This is a genomic window from Streptomyces sp. NPDC093598, assembly GCF_044764825.1.
Classification (GTDB): domain Bacteria; phylum Actinomycetota; class Actinomycetes; order Streptomycetales; family Streptomycetaceae; genus Streptomyces.
The window spans coordinates 195,400-217,014 of sequence record NZ_JBIWIV010000001.1 but is presented as its reverse complement, the minus strand read 5'-3'; the positions used below and the strand labels follow the sequence as shown (position 1 = coordinate 217,014).

Annotated in this window: 18 protein-coding genes; 9 read left to right on the top strand and 9 right to left on the bottom strand. The window is 70.4% G+C overall.

The window, feature by feature from the left end:
• Positions 1 to 28: 28 nt before the first annotated feature.
• The 7 genes from ACIRDU_RS01005 to ACIRDU_RS00975 all read left to right on the top strand — a co-directional run bounded on the left by ACIRDU_RS01005 (position 29) and on the right by ACIRDU_RS00975 (position 8,729).
• Entirely contained in the window at positions 29 to 895 is an 867-nt protein-coding gene (locus ACIRDU_RS01005) for an MHYT domain-containing protein (protein WP_403572583.1), read from the top strand.
• A 40-nt stretch (positions 896 to 935) separates the two neighbouring features.
• Positions 936 to 3,080 carry an excinuclease ABC subunit UvrB gene (uvrB, locus tag ACIRDU_RS01000; RefSeq protein ID WP_403572580.1) on the top strand — a complete coding sequence of 715 codons (2,145 nt, stop codon included), beginning with the start codon at positions 936 to 938 and terminating at the stop codon, positions 3,078 to 3,080.
• A gap of 139 nt (positions 3,081 to 3,219) precedes the next feature.
• Positions 3,220 to 3,798, top strand: coding sequence for a TerD family protein (locus ACIRDU_RS00995; protein WP_403572577.1), 579 nt, complete (start codon positions 3,220 to 3,222; stop codon positions 3,796 to 3,798).
• Between the two features lie 85 nt (positions 3,799 to 3,883).
• Positions 3,884 to 5,902 (top strand): TerD family protein, encoded by a 2,019-nt coding sequence (locus ACIRDU_RS00990; RefSeq protein ID WP_403572574.1) that lies wholly within the window; start codon positions 3,884 to 3,886, stop codon positions 5,900 to 5,902.
• 221 nt (positions 5,903 to 6,123) lie between these two features.
• Positions 6,124 to 7,125, top strand: coding sequence for a TerC family protein (locus tag ACIRDU_RS00985; RefSeq protein WP_403572571.1), 1,002 nt, complete (start codon positions 6,124 to 6,126; stop codon positions 7,123 to 7,125).
• A 129-nt stretch (positions 7,126 to 7,254) separates the two neighbouring features.
• Positions 7,255 to 7,557 carry a hypothetical protein gene (locus ACIRDU_RS00980; RefSeq protein ID WP_403572568.1) on the top strand — a complete coding sequence of 101 codons (303 nt, stop codon included), beginning with the start codon at positions 7,255 to 7,257 and terminating at the stop codon, positions 7,555 to 7,557.
• A gap of 71 nt (positions 7,558 to 7,628) precedes the next feature.
• Positions 7,629 to 8,729 carry a calcium:proton antiporter gene (locus ACIRDU_RS00975; protein WP_403572565.1) on the top strand — a complete coding sequence of 367 codons (1,101 nt, stop codon included), beginning with the start codon at positions 7,629 to 7,631 and terminating at the stop codon, positions 8,727 to 8,729.
• A gap of 94 nt (positions 8,730 to 8,823) precedes the next feature.
• On the opposite strand, the gene ACIRDU_RS00970 is transcribed toward ACIRDU_RS00975, so the two are convergent.
• The gene (locus ACIRDU_RS00970) at positions 8,824 to 10,098 is read right to left on the bottom strand and encodes an MFS transporter (RefSeq protein WP_403572562.1); all 1,275 of its coding nucleotides are present in this window, start codon (positions 10,096 to 10,098) and stop codon (positions 8,824 to 8,826) included.
• A 94-nt stretch (positions 10,099 to 10,192) separates the two neighbouring features.
• Entirely contained in the window at positions 10,193 to 11,248 is a 1,056-nt protein-coding gene (locus ACIRDU_RS00965) for a S66 peptidase family protein (protein WP_403572560.1), read from the bottom strand.
• A 148-nt stretch (positions 11,249 to 11,396) separates the two neighbouring features.
• Between ACIRDU_RS00965 and aroQ the strand changes: the two genes are divergently transcribed.
• Positions 11,397 to 11,870: a type II 3-dehydroquinate dehydratase gene (aroQ, locus tag ACIRDU_RS00960; RefSeq protein WP_403572557.1), complete on the top strand. Its 474-nt coding sequence runs from the start codon at positions 11,397 to 11,399 to the stop codon at positions 11,868 to 11,870.
• A gap of 72 nt (positions 11,871 to 11,942) precedes the next feature.
• Here aroQ and ACIRDU_RS00955 read toward each other — a convergent pair whose 3' ends face one another.
• The 5 genes from ACIRDU_RS00955 to ACIRDU_RS00935 all read right to left on the bottom strand — a co-directional run bounded on the left by ACIRDU_RS00955 (position 11,943) and on the right by ACIRDU_RS00935 (position 16,239).
• Positions 11,943 to 12,695 (bottom strand): amino acid ABC transporter ATP-binding protein, encoded by a 753-nt coding sequence (locus ACIRDU_RS00955; protein WP_403572554.1) that lies wholly within the window; start codon positions 12,693 to 12,695, stop codon positions 11,943 to 11,945.
• On the bottom strand, positions 12,692 to 13,588 hold the full coding sequence (locus ACIRDU_RS00950; protein WP_403572551.1) for an amino acid ABC transporter permease: 897 nt from the start codon (positions 13,586 to 13,588) through the stop codon (positions 12,692 to 12,694). The genes ACIRDU_RS00955 and ACIRDU_RS00950 overlap by 4 nt, the downstream gene beginning before the upstream one ends.
• Positions 13,585 to 14,457: an ABC transporter substrate-binding protein gene (locus ACIRDU_RS00945; RefSeq protein WP_403572548.1), complete on the bottom strand. Its 873-nt coding sequence runs from the start codon at positions 14,455 to 14,457 to the stop codon at positions 13,585 to 13,587. The genes ACIRDU_RS00950 and ACIRDU_RS00945 overlap by 4 nt, the downstream gene beginning before the upstream one ends.
• 382 nt (positions 14,458 to 14,839) lie before the next feature.
• Positions 14,840 to 15,496 carry an MBL fold metallo-hydrolase gene (locus ACIRDU_RS00940; protein WP_403572545.1) on the bottom strand — a complete coding sequence of 219 codons (657 nt, stop codon included), beginning with the start codon at positions 15,494 to 15,496 and terminating at the stop codon, positions 14,840 to 14,842.
• Positions 15,497 to 15,549: 53 nt separating this feature from the next.
• A complete protein-coding gene (locus tag ACIRDU_RS00935) occupies positions 15,550 to 16,239 on the bottom strand; it encodes a maleylpyruvate isomerase family mycothiol-dependent enzyme (RefSeq protein WP_403572542.1) in 690 nt (229 codons plus the stop codon).
• Between the two features lie 222 nt (positions 16,240 to 16,461).
• Between ACIRDU_RS00935 and uvrA the strand changes: the two genes are divergently transcribed.
• Positions 16,462 to 19,488 carry an excinuclease ABC subunit UvrA gene (gene uvrA, locus ACIRDU_RS00930; protein ID WP_403572539.1) on the top strand — a complete coding sequence of 1,009 codons (3,027 nt, stop codon included), beginning with the start codon at positions 16,462 to 16,464 and terminating at the stop codon, positions 19,486 to 19,488.
• Positions 19,489 to 19,597: 109 nt separating this feature from the next.
• Here the strand turns inward: uvrA and ACIRDU_RS00925 are convergent, their stop codons facing one another.
• Both ACIRDU_RS00925 and ACIRDU_RS00920 read right to left on the bottom strand, forming a co-directional pair.
• The gene (locus tag ACIRDU_RS00925; protein WP_403572536.1) at positions 19,598 to 20,506 is read right to left on the bottom strand and encodes a carbohydrate kinase; all 909 of its coding nucleotides are present in this window, start codon (positions 20,504 to 20,506) and stop codon (positions 19,598 to 19,600) included.
• Positions 20,503 to 21,546, bottom strand: coding sequence for a LacI family DNA-binding transcriptional regulator (locus ACIRDU_RS00920; protein WP_403572533.1), 1,044 nt, complete (start codon positions 21,544 to 21,546; stop codon positions 20,503 to 20,505). The genes ACIRDU_RS00925 and ACIRDU_RS00920 overlap by 4 nt, the downstream gene beginning before the upstream one ends.
• Positions 21,547 to 21,615 lie beyond the last annotated feature (69 nt).

Genomic DNA, 21,615 nt, shown 5'->3' with positions numbered 1-21,615 from the left:
CGTACGAGGGCGGGAAGGGCAGCCGCGCATGCAGGGCACGGTCGACGGATTCAGCTACGGCCTGGTCACACCCCTGGTGGCCTACTTCATGGCCTGCCTCGGCGGCGCGCTGGGACTGCGCTGCACCACGAGATCCATGCTCGTCGCCCAGTCCTGGCGCCCCGGCTGGCTCGCCCTCGGCTCGGCGGCGATCGGCTCCGGCATATGGACCATGCACTTCGTCGCGATGATGGGGTTCACGGTCCGGGGAACCCCCATCCACTACGACAAGGCGATGACCTTCGCGAGTCTCGCCGTCGCGATCATCATGGTGGGCATCGGGATCTTCATCGTCGGCTACAAGGGAGCCCGCGGAACGGCCCTGTTCACCGGCGGCACCATCACCGGCCTGGGCATAGCGTCGATGCACTACCTCGGCATGGCCAGCATGAGCCTGGACGGGAAGCTTCAGTACAACACCGTCACCGTCGGCATCTCCGTCGCGATCGCCATGGGCGCCGCCACCGCCGCCCTGTGGGCCGCCGGCCAGGTCAGGGGTTTCCTGTGGAGCGTGGGCGCCGGCCTCGTCATGGGACTCGCGGTCAGCGGCATGCACTACACCGGCATGGCCGCCCTCAGCGTCCACCTGCACGGCACGGCCGAACCCACCACGGGAGAGTCGCCCGCCACCCTGCTCGCCCCCATGCTGGTCGGCCCGCTCGCCTTCCTGCTCCTCGCGGGCGTCGTCGTCATGTTCGACCCACTGATGGTCATGGGGAAGCCGACCGTCGTCCCCGCCGAGCAGAAGCCCGGCATCCCCGCCCACACCCGCGTCCGGCACTCCGCCCACCGCCTGCGGTTCCGCCCCCGCCGCACCGTGGAGCACCGAGGGTCCCGCACCCCGCAGAACCGCTGATCAGAACCCGTTGTCAGTGCGGGGTCGTACGGTGGAACCCATGCGGCCCGTTTCAAAGATCGAACGCACGGTGGCGCCCTTCGAGGTCGTCAGCCCCTACCAGCCGAACGGCGACCAGCCGACGGCCATCGCCGATCTCGCCCGGCGTATCGAGGCGGGCGAGAAGGACGTCGTGCTGCTCGGCGCGACCGGCACCGGCAAGTCCGCCACCACCGCGTGGATGATCGAGAAGCTCCAGCGCCCCACGCTCGTGATGGCGCCGAACAAGACGCTGGCCGCACAGCTGGCGAACGAGTTCCGCGAGCTGCTCCCGAACAACGCCGTCGAGTACTTCGTCTCGTACTACGACTACTACCAGCCCGAGGCGTACGTCCCGCAGTCGGACACCTACATCGAGAAGGACTCGTCGATCAACGAGGAGGTCGAGCGGCTGCGCCACTCCGCGACCAACTCGCTGCTCACCCGCCGCGACGTCGTCGTGGTCGCCTCGGTCTCCTGCATCTACGGACTCGGCACCCCGCAGGAGTACGTGGACCGCATGGTCCCCCTCCGCGTCGGCGAGGAGATCGACCGCGACGAGCTGCTGCGCCGCTTCGTGGACATCCAGTACACGCGCAACGACATGGCCTTCACCCGCGGCACCTTCCGCGTCCGCGGCGACACGATCGAAATCTTCCCGGTGTACGAGGAGCTGGCCGTCCGCATCGAGATGTTCGGCGACGAGATCGAGGCGCTGTCCACCCTGCACCCGCTCACCGGCGAGATCATCAGCGACGACGAGCACCTCTACGTCTTCCCCGCCTCCCACTACGTCGCGGGACCCGAGCGCCTGGAGCGGGCCGTCAACGACATCGAGAAGGAGCTGGCCGAGCGCCTGACGGAGCTGGAGAAGCAGGGCAAGCTGCTGGAGGCCCAGCGCCTGCGCATGCGGACCACGTACGACATCGAGATGCTGCGCCAGATCGGCAGCTGCTCCGGCGTCGAGAACTACTCGATGCACTTCGACGGCCGCTCGCCCGGCTCCCCGCCCAACACCCTCCTGGACTACTTCCCGGACGACTTCCTCCTCGTCATCGACGAGTCGCACGTCACCGTCCCGCAGATCGGCGCCATGTACGAGGGTGACGCCTCCCGCAAGCGCACCCTCGTCGACCACGGCTTCCGGCTGCCCTCCGCCCTGGACAACCGCCCCCTGAAGTGGGAGGAGTTCCAGGAGCGCATCGGCCAGACGGTCTATCTGTCGGCCACCCCCGGCACTTACGAGATGTCCCGCGCGGACGGCTTCGTCGAGCAGATCATCCGCCCCACCGGCCTCGTCGACCCGGAAGTCGTCGTCAAGCCCACCGAGGGCCAGATCGACGACCTGGTGCACGAGATCCGGCAGCGCACGGAGAAGGACGAGCGCGTCCTGGTCACCACGCTCACCAAGAAGATGGCCGAGGACCTCACGGACTACTTCCTCGAGCTGGGCATCCAGGTGCGCTATCTGCACAGCGACGTCGACACCCTGCGCCGTGTCGAACTGCTGCGTGAACTGCGCGCCGGCGAGTACGACGTGCTGGTCGGCATCAACCTCCTGCGCGAGGGCCTCGACCTGCCCGAGGTGTCCCTGGTGGCGATCCTGGACGCCGACAAGGAGGGCTTCCTGCGCTCCGGCACGTCCCTGATCCAGACCATCGGCCGCGCCGCGCGCAACGTCTCCGGTCAGGTCCACATGTACGCCGACAAGATCACCCCCGCGATGGAGAAGGCCATCGACGAGACCAACCGGCGCCGCGAGAAGCAGATCGCGTACAACACGGAGCGGGGCATCGACCCCCAGCCGCTCCGCAAGAAGATCAACGACATCGTCGCCCAGATCGCCCGCGAGGACATCGACACCGAGCAGCTGCTCGGCTCGGGCTACCGCAAGGCGAAGAAGGACGGCGGGGGCACCAAGGCGCCCGTGCCCTCCCTCGGCAAGGCCGCCGGGACGGCCAAGACCGCCAAGGGTAAGGCCAAGGCCAAGGAGACGGTGCCGACCGACCGCCCCGCGGCCGAACTGGCCGGGCAGATCGAGGAACTGACCGCGCGGATGCGGGCCGCCGCCGCGGAGCTTCAGTTCGAGATCGCGGCCCGGCTGCGCGACGAGGTCTCCGAGATGAAGAAGGAGCTGCGCCAGATGAAGGAGGCCGGCCTGGCCTGACAGCGTGCCGCGTACGCGCAGTGTTGCAAGACCGACACAAAGTGCGGACCGGGGTACGTCACTGTCAGTGCCCCTGCGTAGGGTTCTGCTCAACCGCGACCACGCGGCAACAGGGGACGTTCGAGAGGGGAATCAGCGCGTGACCGTCAACATGACCAAGGGTCAGGCCATCAGTCTGCAGAAGAACGACGGTGGCAGCCTGACTGCGGTGCGCATGGGTCTCGGCTGGCAGGCGGCTCCCCGGCGCGGCCTGTTCGGCTCGCGTACGCGCGAGGTCGACCTCGACGCCTCCGCCGTCCTGTTCGCGGACAAGCAGCCGGTCGACGTCGTCTTCTTCCGCCACCTGGTGAGCGACGACGGCTCGGTGCGCCACACCGGTGACAACCTCGTCGGCGGTGTCGGCCAGGGCGGCGACGACGAGGCGATCCTCGTCGACCTCGCGCGGGTCCCGGTCCACATCGACCAGATCGTCTTCACCGTGAACTCCTTCACGGGCCAGACCTTCCAGGAGGTGCAGAACGCGTTCTGCCGCCTCGTCGACGAGACCAACGGCCAGGAGCTCGCCCGCTACACGCTCGCCGGCGGCGGCCAGTACACGGCCCAGATCATGGCCAAGGTCCACCGCTCGGGCCCGGGCTGGACGATGACGGCCCTCGGCAACCCCGCCAACGGCCGCACCTTCCAGGACCTGATGCCGGCGATCCTGCCGGTGCTCTGACGCACCCCGGGCCGCGGCAGGATTCGGACGGCGGGCCCGGCGAGCAGCACACGACACCACACAACGACACAGGGGGACGCAGGCGATGACGGCCGAGCTGGTGCGGGGGCAGAACCACCCGCTCTCCCAGGCCCGTCTCGAGATCCGGATCTCGGCCGGTACGCCGATCGTGGCCGTGGCCGCGCTCGGTGACGAGAACGGCCGGATCCACGGCGCGGAGTGGGTGGCCCACCCGGGCGCACCCACCCAGCCGGGTCTCGAGGTCTCCCGGCAGGCCGCCGCCGACCACCGCCTCGCGGTGGACCTGGACGCCGTGCCGGAGGCCGTCCACCGTGTCAGCGTGCTGCTCGCCCTGCCCGCCGGGGGGACGGGCCCGGTCCGTTTCGGTGCGGTGGCGGCCCCCTTCGTCGCCGTCACCGGCCTCGACGGCCACGAGGTCGCCAGCTACACCATCACCGGCCTGGAGGCCGAGTCGGCCGTCGTCGCCCTGGAGCTCTACCGCCGGCAGGGCGCCTGGAAGGTGCGCGCCGTCGGCCAGGGCTACGCGGGCGGCCTCGCCGACCTCCTCACCGACCAGGGGCTGCCGCAGGCCCACCAGCTGGCCGGCAGCATCAACGACGCGGTGGCCCAGGGGCTGGCCCGCTCGGTGCAGGCGCCCCCGCCGCGCACAGCGGACGGCGACCGCTCCCGGCAGGCGGCCGCCCCGGCCCTCGGCCCGGACCAGGGCGGCACGGCGCCTCAGTCCGGTCCCGTACCGCCGATGTCACCGTACGGGGCCCAGACGCCCGGCGGCCCGGGGCAGCCCGCCCCGCAGCAGCCGTCGTACCCCGGCGCCGCGCCCGATCCCCACGCCGTCACCCAGCCGTCCGCACCCACGGCCGGCGGTCCGATCGACTACAGCCACCCGCGCCGCCAGAACGCCGCTCCGCCCCCGCCTCCGCCGACCGCGGCCCCGGCCGCACCCGGGCAGCCCGCACAGCCCGTCGCGGGTGACGCGACCGGCTGGTCCATGGAGGAGCGGCTCTACAACCAGGTGTGGGGCATGTTCGAGGACCTGGCCCGCACCACCGCCGCCTATCGCAGCGCCGTCGACTTCGCCGAGTCACGCATGGACAAGGAGCTGGAACAGGTCCTCTCCGACCCGCGCAGCCGGATCGGCGGGCAGGGCGACGCCGCCCGTGAGACGGCCCGGGCCCGGCACGCCCAGCTCGTCGCCCAGGCCCAGGAGGCCCTCGACCGGGACCTCACCCAGCTCGCGGCCGAGGCCGACGTCGTCGAACCGGCCCTGCCACCGGCGTACGCCCGCTGGGACAACCCCGTCTGGCACGCCTACCGGGTGCCGATGGAGATTCCGATGGCCCTGCGCCTGGGCGACCTCCATCTCCCCGAGGCCGACCGGATCCGCATTCCGATGCTGGTCCGGCTGCCGCTGGAGCGCGGCCTGTGGATCGACAGCGGAGCGGCCGGATCGTCCGACGGATCGTTCACCGACTCCCACGCCATGAGCCGTCTCGGCATGGAGACGGCGGTCGCGCACGCGGCCCGGCTGCTGGCCGTCTATCCCGCGGGCGACTTCACCGTCCATGTCATCGACCCGGCCGGCTCGGGGGCACAGCCGCTGGCGCCCCTCGTGCAGACCGGCGTGCTCGCGGCCCCGCCCGCGCTCGGCGCCGCCGGGGTGGCGGACGTGCTGGGCCGGCTCACCCAGCGCGTCGACCTGGTGCAGATGGCGGTCCGGGGCGGCGCCGCCGACTCCCTCCCGCCCGGCTTCGACACCTCCCAGCAGCTCCTGATCGTCAACGACTTCCCGCACGGATTCGACGACCGGGCCGTGAACCAGCTGCGCTACCTCGCCGACGAGGGCCCCGCCTTCGGCGTCCACCTGATGATGGTGGCCGACCGGGAGCAGTCCTCCGGGTACGGGCCTTTGCTCGACCCGCTGTGGCGTTCGCTGCTGCGACTGACACCGGTGGCCGACGATCACCTCGCCGACCCGTGGGTCGGTCATGCCTGGACGTACGAGCCGTCGCTCGTACCGCCTGGCAGCCATGTCCTCCAAGAGGTGCTCACCCAGGTCGCCACCGCCCGCACCAAGTTCCTGTAAAGCCTCTGACCAGGAGTTTTGGCCTTTCTTTTGCCAAGCGCTTTACCTGTTCTTGGTGATTGGGTACTGTTGACGGCACGGAGGGGAGTACTCCCTGTCTGCTGCGGCGTACCCGTCAATACGGATCAGGCCAGATCCCGGGGCGTCGGCCCATCGTTGGGTGGAAGAGACCTCCGGCAGCGACGACGCTGACATTTGCCGTTACGACTGCCGGAGGCGCAGTGGATGTTTCCGTGACCCTATGGGTCCTGACGATCGTGGGCCTTGCCGCCCTCATCGCGGTCGACTTCTTCATCGGCCGCAAGCCGCACGACGTGTCGATCAAGGAAGCCGGGATCTGGACGGTCGTCTGGATCGTTCTGGCCGCCCTCTTCGGGTTCGGCCTGCTCCTCTTCGCCGGTGGCCAGCCCGCCGGTGAGTTCTTCGCCGGCTTCATCACCGAGAAGTCACTCAGCGTCGACAACCTCTTCGTCTTCGTCCTGATCATGGCGAAGTTCGCGGTGCCGTCGCAGTACCAGCAGCGGGTGCTGCTGATCGGTGTCCTCATCGCCCTGGTCCTGCGGGCCATCTTCATCGCCGCCGGTGCGGCGATCCTCGCCAGCTTCTCCTGGGTCTTCTACCTCTTCGGCGCCTTCCTGATCTGGACCGCGTGGAAGCTCATCCAGGAGGCCCGGGCCGACGAGGAGGACGAGGAGTTCGAGGAGAACAAGCTGCTCAAGGCCGCCGAGCGCCGCTTCGGCGTGGCGGACCGGTACCACGGCACCAAGCTGTGGATCGAGGAGAACGGCAAGCGGGTCATGACCCCGATGCTGGTCGTGATGCTGGCCATCGGCACCACCGATGTGCTCTTCGCCCTCGACTCCATCCCCGCGATCTTCGGCCTGACGCAGGACCCGTACATCGTCTTCACGGCCAACGCGTTCGCCCTGATGGGTCTGCGCCAGCTGTACTTCCTCATCGGCGGCCTGCTGAAGAAGCTGGTCCACCTGAGCTACGGACTGTCGATCATCCTGGGCTTCATCGGCGTGAAGTTGGTGCTGCACGCGCTGCACGAGTCCGGGGTGCATGTCCCCGAGATCAGCATTCCGGTCTCGCTCGGCGTGATCTGCTCCGTCCTGATCGTCACCACGATCACCAGCCTGCGAGCTTCCAAGAAGCAGGCGGCGGCCGAGGCGGCGCAGGGCAAGAGCGAAGGCGCTCCGAAGGACAGCATCGACGTCTGACCGCGTCGGACTCGAGGAACAACCATCACCGGGACCGGTGGCCGGCGAATTGCCGACCACCGGTCCCGGTGCTTGCTTGTTCCTGAACGCGTTCCCCGCCCCGGGGGCGCCGAGGCGGCTGGAGGTGCCATGAAGTTCGTGCAGATCATCGAGTTCGAGACCGAGCGTCTGGAAGAGATGCAGCAGGTGCTCGACGAGGCGGGGCAGCGCAGCGCCGGCCGTACGGACGGCCCCACCCGCAGCATGCTGCTGAAGGACCGGGACAAGCCCAGCCGCTACCTGGCGCTGATCGAGTTCGAGTCGTTCGAGGAGGCCATGCGCAACAGCGACGACCCCGAGACGAGCAGGATGGCGGAGCGGCTGAACGCGCTCAGCATCGGCGATCGGGTGTACACCAACTGCGACCTCCTGGACGTGCGGGACCTCAAGTAGCCCGACTGCGCCGCCTTGGGGGCCCGGCACGACGGAGTGCGGGGCCCCTGGACGTCTGCGACGATCACTTCATGATCGCTCGGCTCATGCGGCTCGCGGCACGGTGGACGACGCTGGTGCCCTTGCTCGCGGCCGTGCTGCTGATCCTGACCTGGGGACAGGATCTGCCCGTCGCGGTCGTCGCGCTGGTGACCCTGGTCCTCGCGGGAGCCGTCCTGGCCGCCGTGCACCACGCCGAAGTGGTGGCCCACCGCGTGGGCGAACCGTTCGGTTCGCTCGTGCTCGCCGTCGCCGTCACGATCATCGAGGTCGCCCTCATCGTCACCCTGATGGCCGACGGCGGGGACAAGAGCTCGACACTGGCACGGGACACGGTCTTCGCAGCCGTGATGATCACCTGCAACGGCATCGTCGGCCTGTGCCTCATGGTGGCTTCGCTGCGGCACGGCACGGCCGTCTTCAACCCGGAGGGCACCGGTGCCGCACTCGCCACCGTCGCGACCCTGGCCACGCTCAGCCTGGTCCTGCCGACGTTCACCACCAGCAAACCCGGACCCGAGTTCTCCACCGTCCAGCTGACCTTCGCGGCGCTGTCCTCGCTCATCCTGTACGGCCTGTTCGTCACCACGCAGACCGTGCGGCACCGGGACTACTTCCTGCCGATCACGCGGCACGGCGAGGTGATCACCACCGAGGAGCACGCCGAGGCGCCGACCGCCCTCACCGCCCGGATCAGCCTGGCCTTGCTGGGCCTCGCCCTGATCGGCGTGGTCGGCCTGGCCAAGGGCGTCTCGCCCACCATCGAGTCCGGAGTGGAGGCCGCGGGGCTCCACCATGCCGTCGTCGGTGTGATCATCGCGCTGCTGGTGCTGCTCCCGGAGACCATCGCCGCGCTGCGGTCCGCTCGTCGCGACCGCGTGCAGACCAGCCTGAACCTCGCCCTCGGCTCGGCCATGGCCAGCATCGGCCTGACCATCCCCGCCGTCGCACTCGCCTCCCTCTGGCTCTCGGGCCCGCTCGTCCTCGGCCTCGGCTCCACGCACATGGTGCTGCTCGCCCTGACCGTGGTGGTGGCCTCGCTGACCGTGGTGCCGGGCCGGGCCACACCGCTCCAGGGCGGGGTCCACCTGGTGCTGTTCGCGGCGTACCTGGAGCTGGCGATCAACCCGTAGGGGCGCGCAAACGCTCAGGCAAGCCGCGCCGGGCTGGCGTGCGCGCAAACGCTCGCGCAAACGCTTACGCGCACCGCACTGGCACCGCCCCGACTCACCCCGCAGCGGCCTCCGCAGCCGCCCCCGTCCGCACCGGACGCGTCTCCGGCAGCAACGCGAAGCACCCGAGGCTGAACAGTGCGATCACCGTCAGATAGGCGGCCACGCCCCACGGCACCCGCCCGCCCTGCTCGGCCAGGGCCGTCGCCACGATCGGTGTGAGGGCGCCCCCGACGACCCCGCCGAGGTTGTAGCCGACGGCGGCGCCGGTGCAGCGCACCCGCGGCTCGTACAACTCCGGCAGATACGCGGCGATCACGGCGAACATCGTGATGAACGCCAGCATCGCCCCGAGGAAGCCCAGGAACATCGGCAGCGGCGCCCCGGTGGCCAGGAGCGCGACCATCGGGAACATCCACAGGGCGGCGGCAGCGCACCCGATCAGGCACAGCGGCCGCCGGCCGTAGCGGTCCCCGAGCAGTGCCATCAGCGGGGTGAGCGCGCCCTTCACCAGCACCGCGCCCATGATGCAGGTCAGCATGACGTTGCGGCTCACGCCGAGCCGCTCCGTGCCGTAGGCGAGGGACCAGGTCGTCACGGCGTAGAAGATCGCGTAGCCGATCGCGAGTCCTCCGCCGGTCAGCAGGAGGAGCCGCCAGTGGTTGCGGACGACCTCGGCGAGGGGCACGCGCGCGTGGTCGTCGATCTTCAGGAAGCTGGGGCTCTCGGTGAGCGACGACCGCAGCCACAACCCCACGACGGCCAGCACTCCCGCCGCCCAGAACGGCACCCGCCATCCCCACGCGGCGAACTGCGCCTCCGTCAAGGTCGAGGACAGCCCCAGCACCACACCGTTGGCGAGCAGGAACCCCAGCGCGGGCCCGACCTGCGGGAAGCTCGACCACAGGGCACGCCGTTCGGCCGGCGCGTGCTCCACGGCCAGCAGTACCGCCCCGCCCCACTCGCCGCCGAGCCCCAGCCCCTGGAGGAAGCGCAGCACCAGGAGCAGCAGGGGAGCGGCCACGCCGATCGTCTCGTACGTCGGCACGCAGCCGACCGCGACCGTGGAGGCCCCGGTCAGCAGCAGGGAGGCGACGAGGACCGGCCGACGCCCACGCCGGTCCCCGATGTGCCCGAACAGCACCGATCCGAGGGGCCGGGCCACGAAGCCGACACCGAAGGTGGCGAAGGCGGCCAGCGTCCCGGCCACCGGTGAGAAGGTCGGGAAGAACAGCGGCCCCAGGATCAGGGCCGCCGCGGTGCCGTAGACGAAGAAGTCGTAGAACTCGATGGCGGTGCCGGCGAGCGAGGCGGCCGCGAGGCGCGGCATGGAGGGTGCCCTTACGGTGCGTACGTCGTGCATGCCGCGTCAACTACCCACCGTGATCGCCGGTTACGGGGGCGTGCGGAGGGCTTGGGGGCCCTCAGTACATGACCGTGATGCGCCGGGCCGGTCCGTCCACGCGCACGGTTCCCCCGTACGGGATCACCAGTTGCGGATCGGTGTGCCCGAAGTCCACGTCGAAGACGACCGTGGTGTCGGGGGCGTAGGTCCGCATGGCGCGCAGGACGGCCTCGCGCTGGTCGGCCGCGTAACGAGCCGCTTCATCAGGGGTGTTGGGCCGCTCGAAGGACCATGTCTTCGGCCGGCCCATCAACAGGGCCGGAAAGCGCCCCAGCAGCCCGCGCTCGCCCATGCTGCGCAGGGTGTGGAAGACCTCCGTGGCGCTCGGCATGTCCTCGGAGGTCTCCAGGAGCAGCACGCCGCCGTCGTACTCGGACAGGTCACGCGCGATCTCCCGGTCGGCCATCAGCAGCCACCCGACGATCTCCAGGCAGCCGCCCCAACTGCGGCCCTCGACCACTTGGTCGGCGTTCACCCAGGTCCAGCCCGTCCCGGGCCGGGTCTCCGGCTCCGCGTCGAAGGTCGCCGGGTCGGCCCAGTCCCGGTCGATGTCGCGCCACCGCTCGGCGGGCCTCAGCTCGTACGGTCCCGAGGTGAACAGGGCCGCGCGCAGGGACTCGGCGGTCTGCGGGTGCATGGCCCCGGGGCGGCCCAGCTCGCACATCACGCTCCCGCCGTGGAAGCCGACGATGCCGCAGGTGCGCAGAAACGCGAGCAGGTTCGTGTTGTCGCTCATCCCGAAGAACGGCTTCGGGTTCGCCCGGATCAACTCCCGGTCAAGACAGGGCAGCACGGTGATTTGGTCGTCCCCGCCGATCGACGCGATGACCGCCTTGATGTCCGGGTCGGCGAAGGCGGCGTGGATGTCGTCGGCCCGCTCCCGGGGTGTGGAGCCCATCGTGCGGGTCGCCGGATACTCGACCGGCTCAAGCCCGAAATCCTTGCGTAGCCGCTCCAGGCCGAGCTCGTAGGGGAGCGGGAAGAGCCCCGGCAGGCCGGAGGAGGGCGAGATCACGGCGATGCGGTCACCGGGGGAGGGCTTCGGCGGACAGGTCGGGCTGGTCAGGCTCGTCATGGCGGGAGGCTACGGCCCGGCGGGCTGCCGGCGCACGGTGATAAACCGGCCGTGCGCACTGAGGGAGAGCGGCGTGCGCACCGTGATAGACCGGCTGTGAGCAGCGGTCCGCCTCGGGCCGCCCGACCCTGAACGGACCGGAGGAACCGTGCCCCGCACCCTGGCCCACGCCCCGATCATGATCCTCAACGGCCCCAACCTGAATCTGCTCGGCCAGCGCCAGCCGGAGATCTACGGCTCCGACACCCTCGCCGACGTCGAGGCCCTGTGCGCCAAGGCGGCGGCCGCGCACGGGGGCACGGTCGACTTCCGCCAGTCCAACCACGAGGGCGAGTTGGTCGACTGGATCCACGAGGCACGGCTGAATCACTGCGGCATCGTGATCAACCCCGGTGCCTACTCGCACACCTCCGTCGCCATCCTGGACGCCCTCAACACCTGTGACGGCCTGCCGGTGCTGGAGGTCCACATCTCCAACATCCACCAGCGCGAGGCGTTCCGGCACCACTCCTATGTCTCGCTGCGCGCCGACGGGGTCATCGCGGGCTGCGGCGTGCAGGGGTACGTGTTCGGCGTGGAGCGCGTCGCGGCGCTGGCCGGGGCGGGCACGGCGGACGCGTGAGGTGCTGCCGTCGAGCCCCGCCGACCGGTAAGTCCCGCCGACCATGGTGGGTGCCCCTTACAGTCCGGCTCCCTACAGCCGCCCCGCCTCCACGATCCGCCGCAGGAAGCGTCGCGTGCGCTCCTGCTGCGGATCCCCGAAGACCTGCTCGGCGGTGCCGCGCTCCAGCACCACGCCGCCCTCCAGAAAGCACACCTGGTCGGCGACCTCCCGCGCGAAGCCCATCTCGTGAGTGGCCAGCACCATGGTCATGCCCTCGTCCTTCAGGCCGCGGACGACGGTGAGCACCTCGCCCACCAGCTCAGGATCGAGGGCGGCGGTGATCTCGTCGAGCAGCAGCAGCCGGGGGCGTACGGCCAGGGCGCGGACGATCGCCACGCGCTGCTGCTGCCCACCGCTCAGCCGGTCCGGGTACTCGCCCGCCTTCCCGCCGAGCCCCAGCCGCTCCAGCAGCTCACGCGCGCGTGCCTCGGCCTCGGCCCGCGGCACCCCGTGCACACGGCGGGGGGCGAGTGTGATGTTCTCCAGGACCGTCATGTGGGGGAACAGGTTGTACGCCTGGAAGACCACGCCGATCCGCCGGCGCACGGCGTCCTGGTCGGCGCGCGGGTCGGTGATCTCCTCGTCGTCCAGCCAGATCGCCCCGTCGTCGATCTCCTCCAGCAGGTTCGCGCACCGCAGCAGCGTGGACTTGCCGGAGCCGGAGGCGCCGATCAGCGCGGTGACCGTGTGCGGGGCGACCTCCAGGTCGACGGCCCGCAGGACGACGGAGTCGCCGAAGGTCTTGCGGACGGACTCCATGCGCAGCACGGGCGTCTTCCTCATATGGCTCCTCCCTGGGCCTGCCGGCGGTCCATCCGGGCCGTCACCCAGTCCGTGAAGCGGGTCATGGGGATGGTCAGCGCGACGAAGACCAGACCCGCGACGATGTACGGCGTGTAGTTGAGGCTGCGGCCCACGATGATGTCGGCGGCCCGTACGGCGTCCACCGCACCGCCGATCGAGACGAGCCCGGTGTCCTTCTGCAGGGACACCAGGTCGTTCAGCAGCGGTGGCACCTGGCGGCGCACCGCCTGGGGCAGCACCACGTACCGCAGCGCCTGCCGGTTGCTCAGCCCCAGTGAGCGGGCCGCGGCGCGCTGCGAGGGGTGCACGGACTCGATGCCGGCGCGGAACACCTCGGCGACGTAGGCCGAGTACGTCAGCGTCAGCGCGGTGCCGCCGAGGAGCACCGGGTCGACGGTCACCCCCTGGAGCCGCAGCGCCGGGACACCGAAGACCACGATCATCAGGTTGATGATGAGCGGCAGACCCCGGAAGAAGTCCGTGTACGCGGCGGCCAGGAAGCGCAGCGGGAAGAACACCGGGCCGCGCAGCGTACGGGCGACGGCGATCAGCATGCCGAGGACGAGCACCGCGGCCCCGCAGATCAGCAGCAGCCGGACGTTCAGCCACAACCCTTCGAGAACCTTCGGGAACGCCTCGCTCGCGAACTTCCGGTCGAAGAAGGTCTCCTTGGTGCGCGGCCAGCCCGGGGCGCTGACGACGACCACGTAGAGGACGGCCGCGGTGACGAGGGTCGAGAGTGCGCCGATCGCCGTCGCGCGCCGGGCGCGGGCACGTCTGTAGCGCTCGCGCTCCAGGCGCCGCGGCGACGGGACGTAGCCACCTGCCGGATCGTGCTCGCCGGAGCCCGGTTCGTCCTTGTGCACCGTCACTTGAGCACCGGCGCGTCGACGGCGTCCGACAGCCACTGCTGCTCGATCTTCGCGAGCGTGCCGTCCTCGCGCAGCGCGTCCACGGCCCGCGAGACGCAGGACGTGAGCGCGCTGCCCTTGTCGAGCACGAGACCGAACTGCTCCGGCGTAGCGCCCTGGTTCTCGAACTGGCCGACGATCCTCGCGTCGGTGACCTCGGCTCCGGTGATGTAGAACGCGGTCGGCAGGTCCACGACGATCGCGTCGACCTGGCCGTTCTTCAGTGCGGACTTGGCCTGGTCGTTCTTGCCGTACGCGGCCGCGGCCCGCGTGGGGCGGACCACGTCGTTGATGTAGTCGAGGCTGGTGGTGCCGACCTGCGCGCCCAGCAGCACGCCCTTCAGGTCCGCGATGCTCTTGGCCTTCGCGGCCTTGGAGCCCTTCAGCGCGACGACGGCCTGGCGTACGTCGTAGTAGCCGGAGGAGAAGTCCACGGCCTTCTTGCGTTCCTCGCTGATGGACACCTGGTTGATGTCGAAGTCGAAGGTCTTCTCGCCGGGTGCGAAGGCCTTGTTGAAGGGGACGGTCTGCCAGGTGACCTTGTCCTTGCCGTAGCCGAGCTGTTCGGCGACGGCGTAGGCGACCGCCGACTCGAAGCCCTTGCCGCTCGCGGGGTCGTCGTCCTTGAACCAGGGCTCGTAGGCGGGCTGGTCGGTGGCGATGGTCAGCTTGCCCGACGTCCGGGTCGCCAACTTGCCCTTGTCGCAGGTGCTTCCGGCCGATGCCGAGGATCCGCCCGACGCCTCCGGTTGCGGAGCGCAGCTCACGGCGGCGGCGAGGAGAACGACAGCGGCGGCAGCGCGGCGCAGGGCACGCGGGGCAGGATGCATGGCGGGAGAGTGACAGCCGACGGTCCCGTTTGTCGAGGTCACGGCAACACCTGTCCGGATCGTGGGAACGGGCGTTGCAATCATGTGAACAGGCTGCGGGATCCGCCGTGTTCGGCATGCGCCGGGGCCGCCGGCCGAGGGCGGGGATCGACAGGCCGGCGGCCCATCCGCCCAGGAGCCGTCATCCTGCGCGGGGCTGATACCAGTTGACTGCGCAACAAAGGAGGAAGGGAGCGCATGTGCGACGCCGGTGTGTGTGAACGATTCACACGGGGCGCGTGCGCGGCTCACCAGCTCACGCGTTCGCGTTCCGCGCAGTCGTTCACCAACCGCGCGCGTGACTCACCGCTCGTGCGCGTGCCTCACCACCCGCACGCGTCTCTCACCACCCGCGCGCGTGCCACTCCGGCAGGTGCGGGCGCTCCGCGCCCAGGGACGTGTCGTTGCCGTGTCCCGGGTAGACCCAGGTCTCGTCCGGGAGGGCGCTGAAGATCTTGGTCTCGACGTCGTGGAGGAGACTGGCGAACGCCTTCGGGTCCTTGTGGGTGTTGCCCACACCGCCGGGGAAGAGGCAGTCCCCTGTGAACACATGGGGATGCCCGTGCGGGTCGTCGTACACGAGGGCGATCGAACCGGGCGTGTGCCCGACCAGGTGGCGCGCGGTGAGTTCCACGCGCCCCACCCGGATGGTGTCGCCGTCGTCGACCAGCACGTCGGTCCGCACGGGGATGCCCTCGGCGTCCTCCCGGCCCGCGTAGGTGCGGGCGCCGGTGGCCGCCACGACCGCGGCGAGCGCCTGCCAGTGGTCGCCGTGCCGGTGGGTCGTGACGACCGACGCGATGCCGTCGCCACCGATCATGCCGAGCAGCGTGTCCGCCTCGTTCGCGGCGTCGATCAGCAATTGCTCGTCCGTGGACCGGCAGCGCAGCAGATAGGCGTTGTTGTTCATCGGACCCACCGCGATCTTGGTGATCATCAGGTCCTTGAGTTCGTGCACGTCGGCAGGTCCGCCGACCGTCACCTGTCCGCTGTACGTCATGCCCGCCAGCCTATAGCGGGGGAGTGGCCACGGTCCCGCGGCCGCAAGCGGCCCTACAGCGGGGGCAGTGCCGGAAGCGGGCCCCCGTCCACCCTCAGTGCGGTCCCGGTGCGGCGGCCGGCGAGCCAGCCCAGCAGTTCCGCCGGGGAGCCCGTGACGGTCACCTCCGGTCCGTCCGGTGCCTCCCGTCCCGTGCTCCACGCGCGCGTGCCGTCCGTGAGGCGTGTGGGCGGCACGTCCGGGTGCCCGGCGAACCGGTCGGCGAGGAAGTCGATCTCGCGCTCGGTGAACTCCGCCGGAAGATCCTCCAGCTCGTACCCGATCCCCAGGTCCACGTGATGCAGTTCCACTTCGACCCACCGCCGGAACGGCACCCGGGACGCGGAGTCCGTGACCCCGTTGCGCAGCTCCACGGTGCGCGCCCAGTCCGCCGGGGCGTCCCCGGCCTCCTGGAAGCGGGCCGCGCTCGCGCGCAGGTCGGCGAGCTGGACGTCGAGTGCGCGCGGGGCGTCCCGCTCGATGTCGGCGTCCCGGGCCTCGCCGGAGACGTACATGGGGCGGCCCTCGAGCACGTTCACGAGGGCGTCCGCGTTGCGGGCGAGATGGGCCAGGACATGGCCGCGGCTCCAGCCGGGCAGTCGTGACGGGTGGGTCACAGCCGCGTTGTCCAGTTTGCCGACTGCGCTCAGCAGCCGCTCCGTCGCGTCACGTACAGACGCCAGGTCATGAGCGTGATCAATCATGGTGCTGACCTTAACTGCGCCACTCCTTCGGGTGAAGGTGGTGAAGGAGTGCCGGAATTCGAAAGCACGTGCTATATGGTCGGACGTGGCGTCGGGCATGCTGGAGAGCCGGGGTTTGTTGGCAACCCGTGAATCCGACCGGCGTTGTCAGTGGCTCCCCCTAGTCTGAGAAGGACGGGGGCCCCGCCCCTGTCACTTCTCTCAAGAAAGGTGCGGACCGGCGTGGCCGACCGTCTCATCGTTCGTGGAGCGCGCGAGCACAACCTCAAGAACGTCTCGCTCGACCTCCCGCGCGACTCGCTCATCGTCTTCACGGGCCTGTCGGGGTCGGGCAAGTCCTCGCTGGCCTTCGACACCATCTTCGCGGAGGGGCAGCGGCGCTACGTGGAGTCCCTCTCCTCGTACGCCCGGCAGTTCCTCGGCCAGATGGACAAGCCGGACGTCGACTTCATCGAGGGCCTGTCCCCGGCCGTCTCCATCGACCAGAAGTCGACCTCGCGCAACCCGCGTTCCACGGTCGGCACCATCACCGAGGTCTACGACTACTTGCGGCTGCTCTTCGCGCGCATCGGCAAGCCGCACTGCCCCGAGTGCGGCCGACCGATCTCGCGCCAGTCGCCCCAGGCCATCGTCGACAAGGTCCTGGAGCTGCCGGAGGGCAGCCGCTTCCAGGTGCTGTCGCCGCTGGTGCGCGAGCGCAAGGGCGAGTTCGCCGACCTCTTCGCCGATCTCCAGACCAAGGGCTACTCCCGCGCGCGGGTGGACGGCGAGACGATCCAGCTGTCGACCCCGCCCACGCTGAAGAAGCAGGAGAAGCACACCATCGAGGTGGTCGTCGACCGCCTCACGGTGAAGGACTCCGCGAAGCGCCGCCTCACCGACTCCGTCGAGACCGCCCTCGGTCTGTCCGGCGGCATGGTCGTGCTCGACTTCGTCGACCTCCCGGAGGACGACCCCGAGCGCGAGCGCATGTACTCGGAGCATCTGTACTGCGCGTACGACGACCTGTCCTTCGAGGAGCTGGAGCCGCGCTCCTTCTCCTTCAACTCGCCCTTCGGCGCCTGCCCGGACTGCTCCGGCATCGGCACGCGCATGGAGGTCGACGCGGAGCTCATCGTCCCGGACCCGGACAAGAGCCTCGACGAGGGGGCCATCCACCCCTGGTCGCACGGCCACACCAAGGACTACTTCGGCCGCCTGATCGGCGCCCTCGCCGACGCACTGGGCTTCCGCACGGACATCCCCTTCGCGGGCCTGCCGCAGCGCGCCAGGAAGGCCCTGCTCCACGGCCACAAGACCCAGGTCGAGGTCCGCTACCGCAACCGCTACGGACGCGAGCGCCGGTACACCACGGCCTTCGAGGGTGCCGTCCCGTTCGTCAAGCGCCGGCACAGCGAGGCCGAGAGCGACGCCAGCCGCGAGCGCTTCGAGGGCTACATGCGCGAGGTGCCCTGCCCGACCTGTGAGGGCACGCGCCTGAAGCCGATCGTCCTCGCGGTCACGATCATGGACAAGTCCATCGCGGAGGTCTCCGCGATGTCGATCAGCGACTGCGCGGACTTCCTGAGGGAGCTGAAGCTCAGCGCCCGCGACAAGAAGATCGCCGAGCGCGTCCTGAAGGAGGTCAACGAACGGCTGCGGTTCCTCGTCGACGTCGGCCTGGACTACCTCTCGCTGAACCGCGCGGCCGGCACCCTCTCCGGCGGCGAGGCCCAGCGCATCCGCCTGGCCACCCAGATCGGTTCCGGCCTCGTCGGCGTCCTGTACGTCCTCGACGAGCCGTCCATCGGTCTGCACCAGCGCGACAACCACCGGCTGATCGAGACCCTGGTCCGGCTGCGCGACATGGGCAACACGCTCATCGTCGTCGAGCACGACGAGGACACCATCAAGACCGCCGACTGGGTCGTCGACATCGGCCCCGGCGCCGGTGAGCACGGCGGCAAGGTCGTGCACAGCGGCTCCCTGAAGGAGCTCCTAGCCAACGACGAGTCGCAGACCGGTCAGTACCTGTCGGGCAAGAAGGCCATCCCGCTGCCCGACATCCGGCGCCCGCTGGACCCGTCCCGGCAGCTCACCGTGCACGGCGCCCGGGAGAACAACCTCCAGGACATCGACGTCTCGTTCCCCCTGGGCGTGTTCACCGCCGTCACCGGCGTCTCCGGATCCGGCAAGTCGACGCTGGTCAACGACATCCTGTACACGCACCTGGCCCGCGAGCTGAACGGCGCGCGGAGCGTGCCCGGGCGGCACACGCGCGTGGACGGCGACGACCTCGTCGACAAGGTCGTGCACGTCGACCAGTCGCCCATCGGCCGCACCCCGCGGTCCAACCCGGCCACGTACACCGGCGTCTTCGACCACATCCGCAAGCTGTTCGCCGAGACCACCGAGGCGAAGGTCCGCGGCTACCTGCCCGGCCGCTTCTCCTTCAACGTCAAGGGCGGCCGCTGCGAGAACTGCGCGGGCGACGGCACCATCAAGATCGAGATGAACTTCCTCCCGGACGTCTACGTCCCGTGCGAGGTCTGCCACGGTGCCCGGTACAACCGGGAGACCCTGGAGGTCCACTACAAGGGCAAGTCCATCGCCGACGTCCTGAACATGCCGATCGAGGAGGCCACGGAGTTCTTCGAGGCGGTCCCCGCGATCTCCCGCCACATGAAGACCCTGAAGGACGTCGGCCTCGGCTACGTCCGGCTCGGCCAGTCCGCGACCACCCTGTCCGGCGGTGAGGCCCAGCGCGTCAAGCTCGCCAGCGAGCTCCAGCGCCGCTCCACCGGCCGCACGGTCTACGTCCTGGACGAGCCGACCACCGGTCTGCACTTCGAGGACATCAGCAAGCTGCTGACGGTCCTGTCCGGGCTGGTCGACAAGGGCAACACGGTCATCGTCATCGAGCACAACCTCGACGTGATCAAGACGGCCGACTGGGTCGTCGACATGGGCCCCGAAGGCGGCGCCGGCGGCGGTCTGGTCGTCGCCGAGGGCACGCCCGAGCAGGTGGCGGGGATCCCGGCCAGCCACACCGGCAAGTTCCTGCGGGAGATCCTCGGCGCCGACCGCGTCAGCGACGCGTCCTCGGTGAAGGCTCCGCGCAAGACGACGGCCCGAAAGACGGTCGCGGCCAAGACGGCCTCGACCCGCAAGACCGCCACCAAGACGGTCAGCGACACGGCCGCCAGGAAGACCGCGGCCAAGACCACCAAGGCCGCCGCGAAGAAGACGACCCGGACCAGCAAGGACTGACGTCTCCCGCGACGCGCCGTGCCCCACAGGCAAGCCCTGTGGGGCACGGCGCGTTCGGAGCGCGGTCAGGCCGGCTTCGGCTCCACGAACTCGGGGGAGCCTGCCCGTGTCAGCCCTCCAGCTCGTGCGCGTACGGCGGTTCCGCCCCGGCCCGTGAGCAGGTGATCGCCGCCGCGCGGGCCGCGAAGCCCAGCAGTTCCGTCCAGCCGTCGGGGCCCAGGGCGGCGAGCGCACGGGCGCTGAGGGCATCGCGTACCGCGAGCCCGTGCAACAGGGCGGCGTTGACCGTGTCGCCCGCGCCGATCGTGTCCACGACCTCCACGCGTTCACCCGGCACCGTGTATGTGCCGCCGTCGGCGGTGAAGGCGGTCAGCCCGTCACCGCCCCGGGTGATCACGACCGCGGCCGGCCCGGCCGACAGCCACTCGCGGGGCGTCCCGCCGAGCCACTCGGCGTCCTCCGCCGACAGCTTCAGCAGGGACACCGACGGCAGCCAGCTCTTGAACCGCGCCCGGTAGGCGTCCGCGTCCGGGATCAGCCCGGCCCTGATGTTCGGGTCCAGCGCGGTGAACACGCCCTGCCCGGCAGCCCGGCGCATCAGCCCCTCGTACGCGCTCGCGCCCGGCTCCAGCACCAGCGAGCAGGTGCCGAAGGAGATCGCCCGGGTCCCGGACGGCAGAGCGGAGGGCGCCGCGAACAGCCGGTCCGCCGTCCCGTCCACGTAGAAGGAGTACGCCGCCGAGCCGTCCGCGCCGACCGTGGCGACGGCGAGGGTCGTCGGCTCGGTGCCCTGCTGCACCGCGGACACGTCGACCCCGGTTTCGCGGAGTCGGTCCAGCAGGGCCGCCCCGAAGGCGTCGGACGACACCCGGGAGCAGAAGGCGGCGGGGGAGCCGAGTCGGCCCAGCGCCACGGCTGTGTTGAACGGGCCGCCGCCGAGCGCCGGCTGCAACGCCGCCAGGGCACCCGTGCCCTGCGGTACCAGGTCGATCAGTGCCTCACCGGCGACGACGATCACGACAGGCTTCCTTTCTCGGACGGGCTGGGGCAGCCGCACGATGTGCGGTGGACGAAGGTGCAGGGCAGGCGCAGGGTCCGGGCGGGCCGGTCCGGCTCGGCGAGACGCTCCAGGAGCACGCGCACGGCCCGGGCACCGCTGTCCTTGCCGGGTTGGGCGATCGCGGTGAGCCGGGGCGAGAACAGGTCCGCCCAGGCGAAGTCGTCGAAGCAGCACAGTGCGATGTCGCCCGGCACGGACAGGCCGTGCGCGCTCAGGGCGCGCAGCACCCCGATGGTCATGGCGTTGTTGCCGGTGACCAGCGCGGTGGGCGGCACACCCAGGGACAGCAGGGCCTCGGTGGCCTGCTCGGCGCCGGCCGACTCCGAGTCGCCGTGCACCAGCAGCCGCTCGTCGTACGCCAGCCCCGCGAACGCCAGACCGCTGCGGTAGCCGATGATCCGCTCGCTCGTGGTGCTGAGCCCCGGCCGCCCCGCCACCAGCCCGATCCGCCGGTGACCGAGCTCGGCGAGATGGGTGACCAGCCGGGACGTCGGTTCGGCGTTGTCGGCGCACACCTGGTCGAACCGCGGACCGCCGTCCGCTCCCGGCGCGTCCACCAGCCGGTCCAGGAACACGGCCGGTACGGCGTGCCGCTCCAGGTAGGCGAGCAGTCCGCGCGGATCGGCGGAGGGCGCGACGATCATGCCGTCCACCCGGCGCTCGTGCAGCAGCTGGACGACCTTGCGCTCGTGCTCCGGGTCGTCGTGCGGATCGGCGATCAGCAGGCTGTAGCCGGCTTCCAGTGCGGCGGCCTCGACTCCCTGGAGGATCTCCGTGAAGTACGGGTTGCTGATCGCCGACACCGCCAGCCCGATGGACCGGGTGCGGGCCGTCACCAGGGAACGTGCCAGCGTGTTCGTGGTGTAGCCGAGTTCCTCCACGGCGTCCAGGACCGCCTGGCGGGTGTGCGGCAGCACCGGCCGGGTGCCGTTCAGCACGTGCGAGACGGTCGCCACGGAGACACCGGCGCTCCGTGCGACGTCGGCCATGGTCGCCATGCCGTTCCCCGCCTCCTCTGTCAGGTCCAGGCGGGGAACGTATCGCATCAGGCGGCAGACGTAAACGTT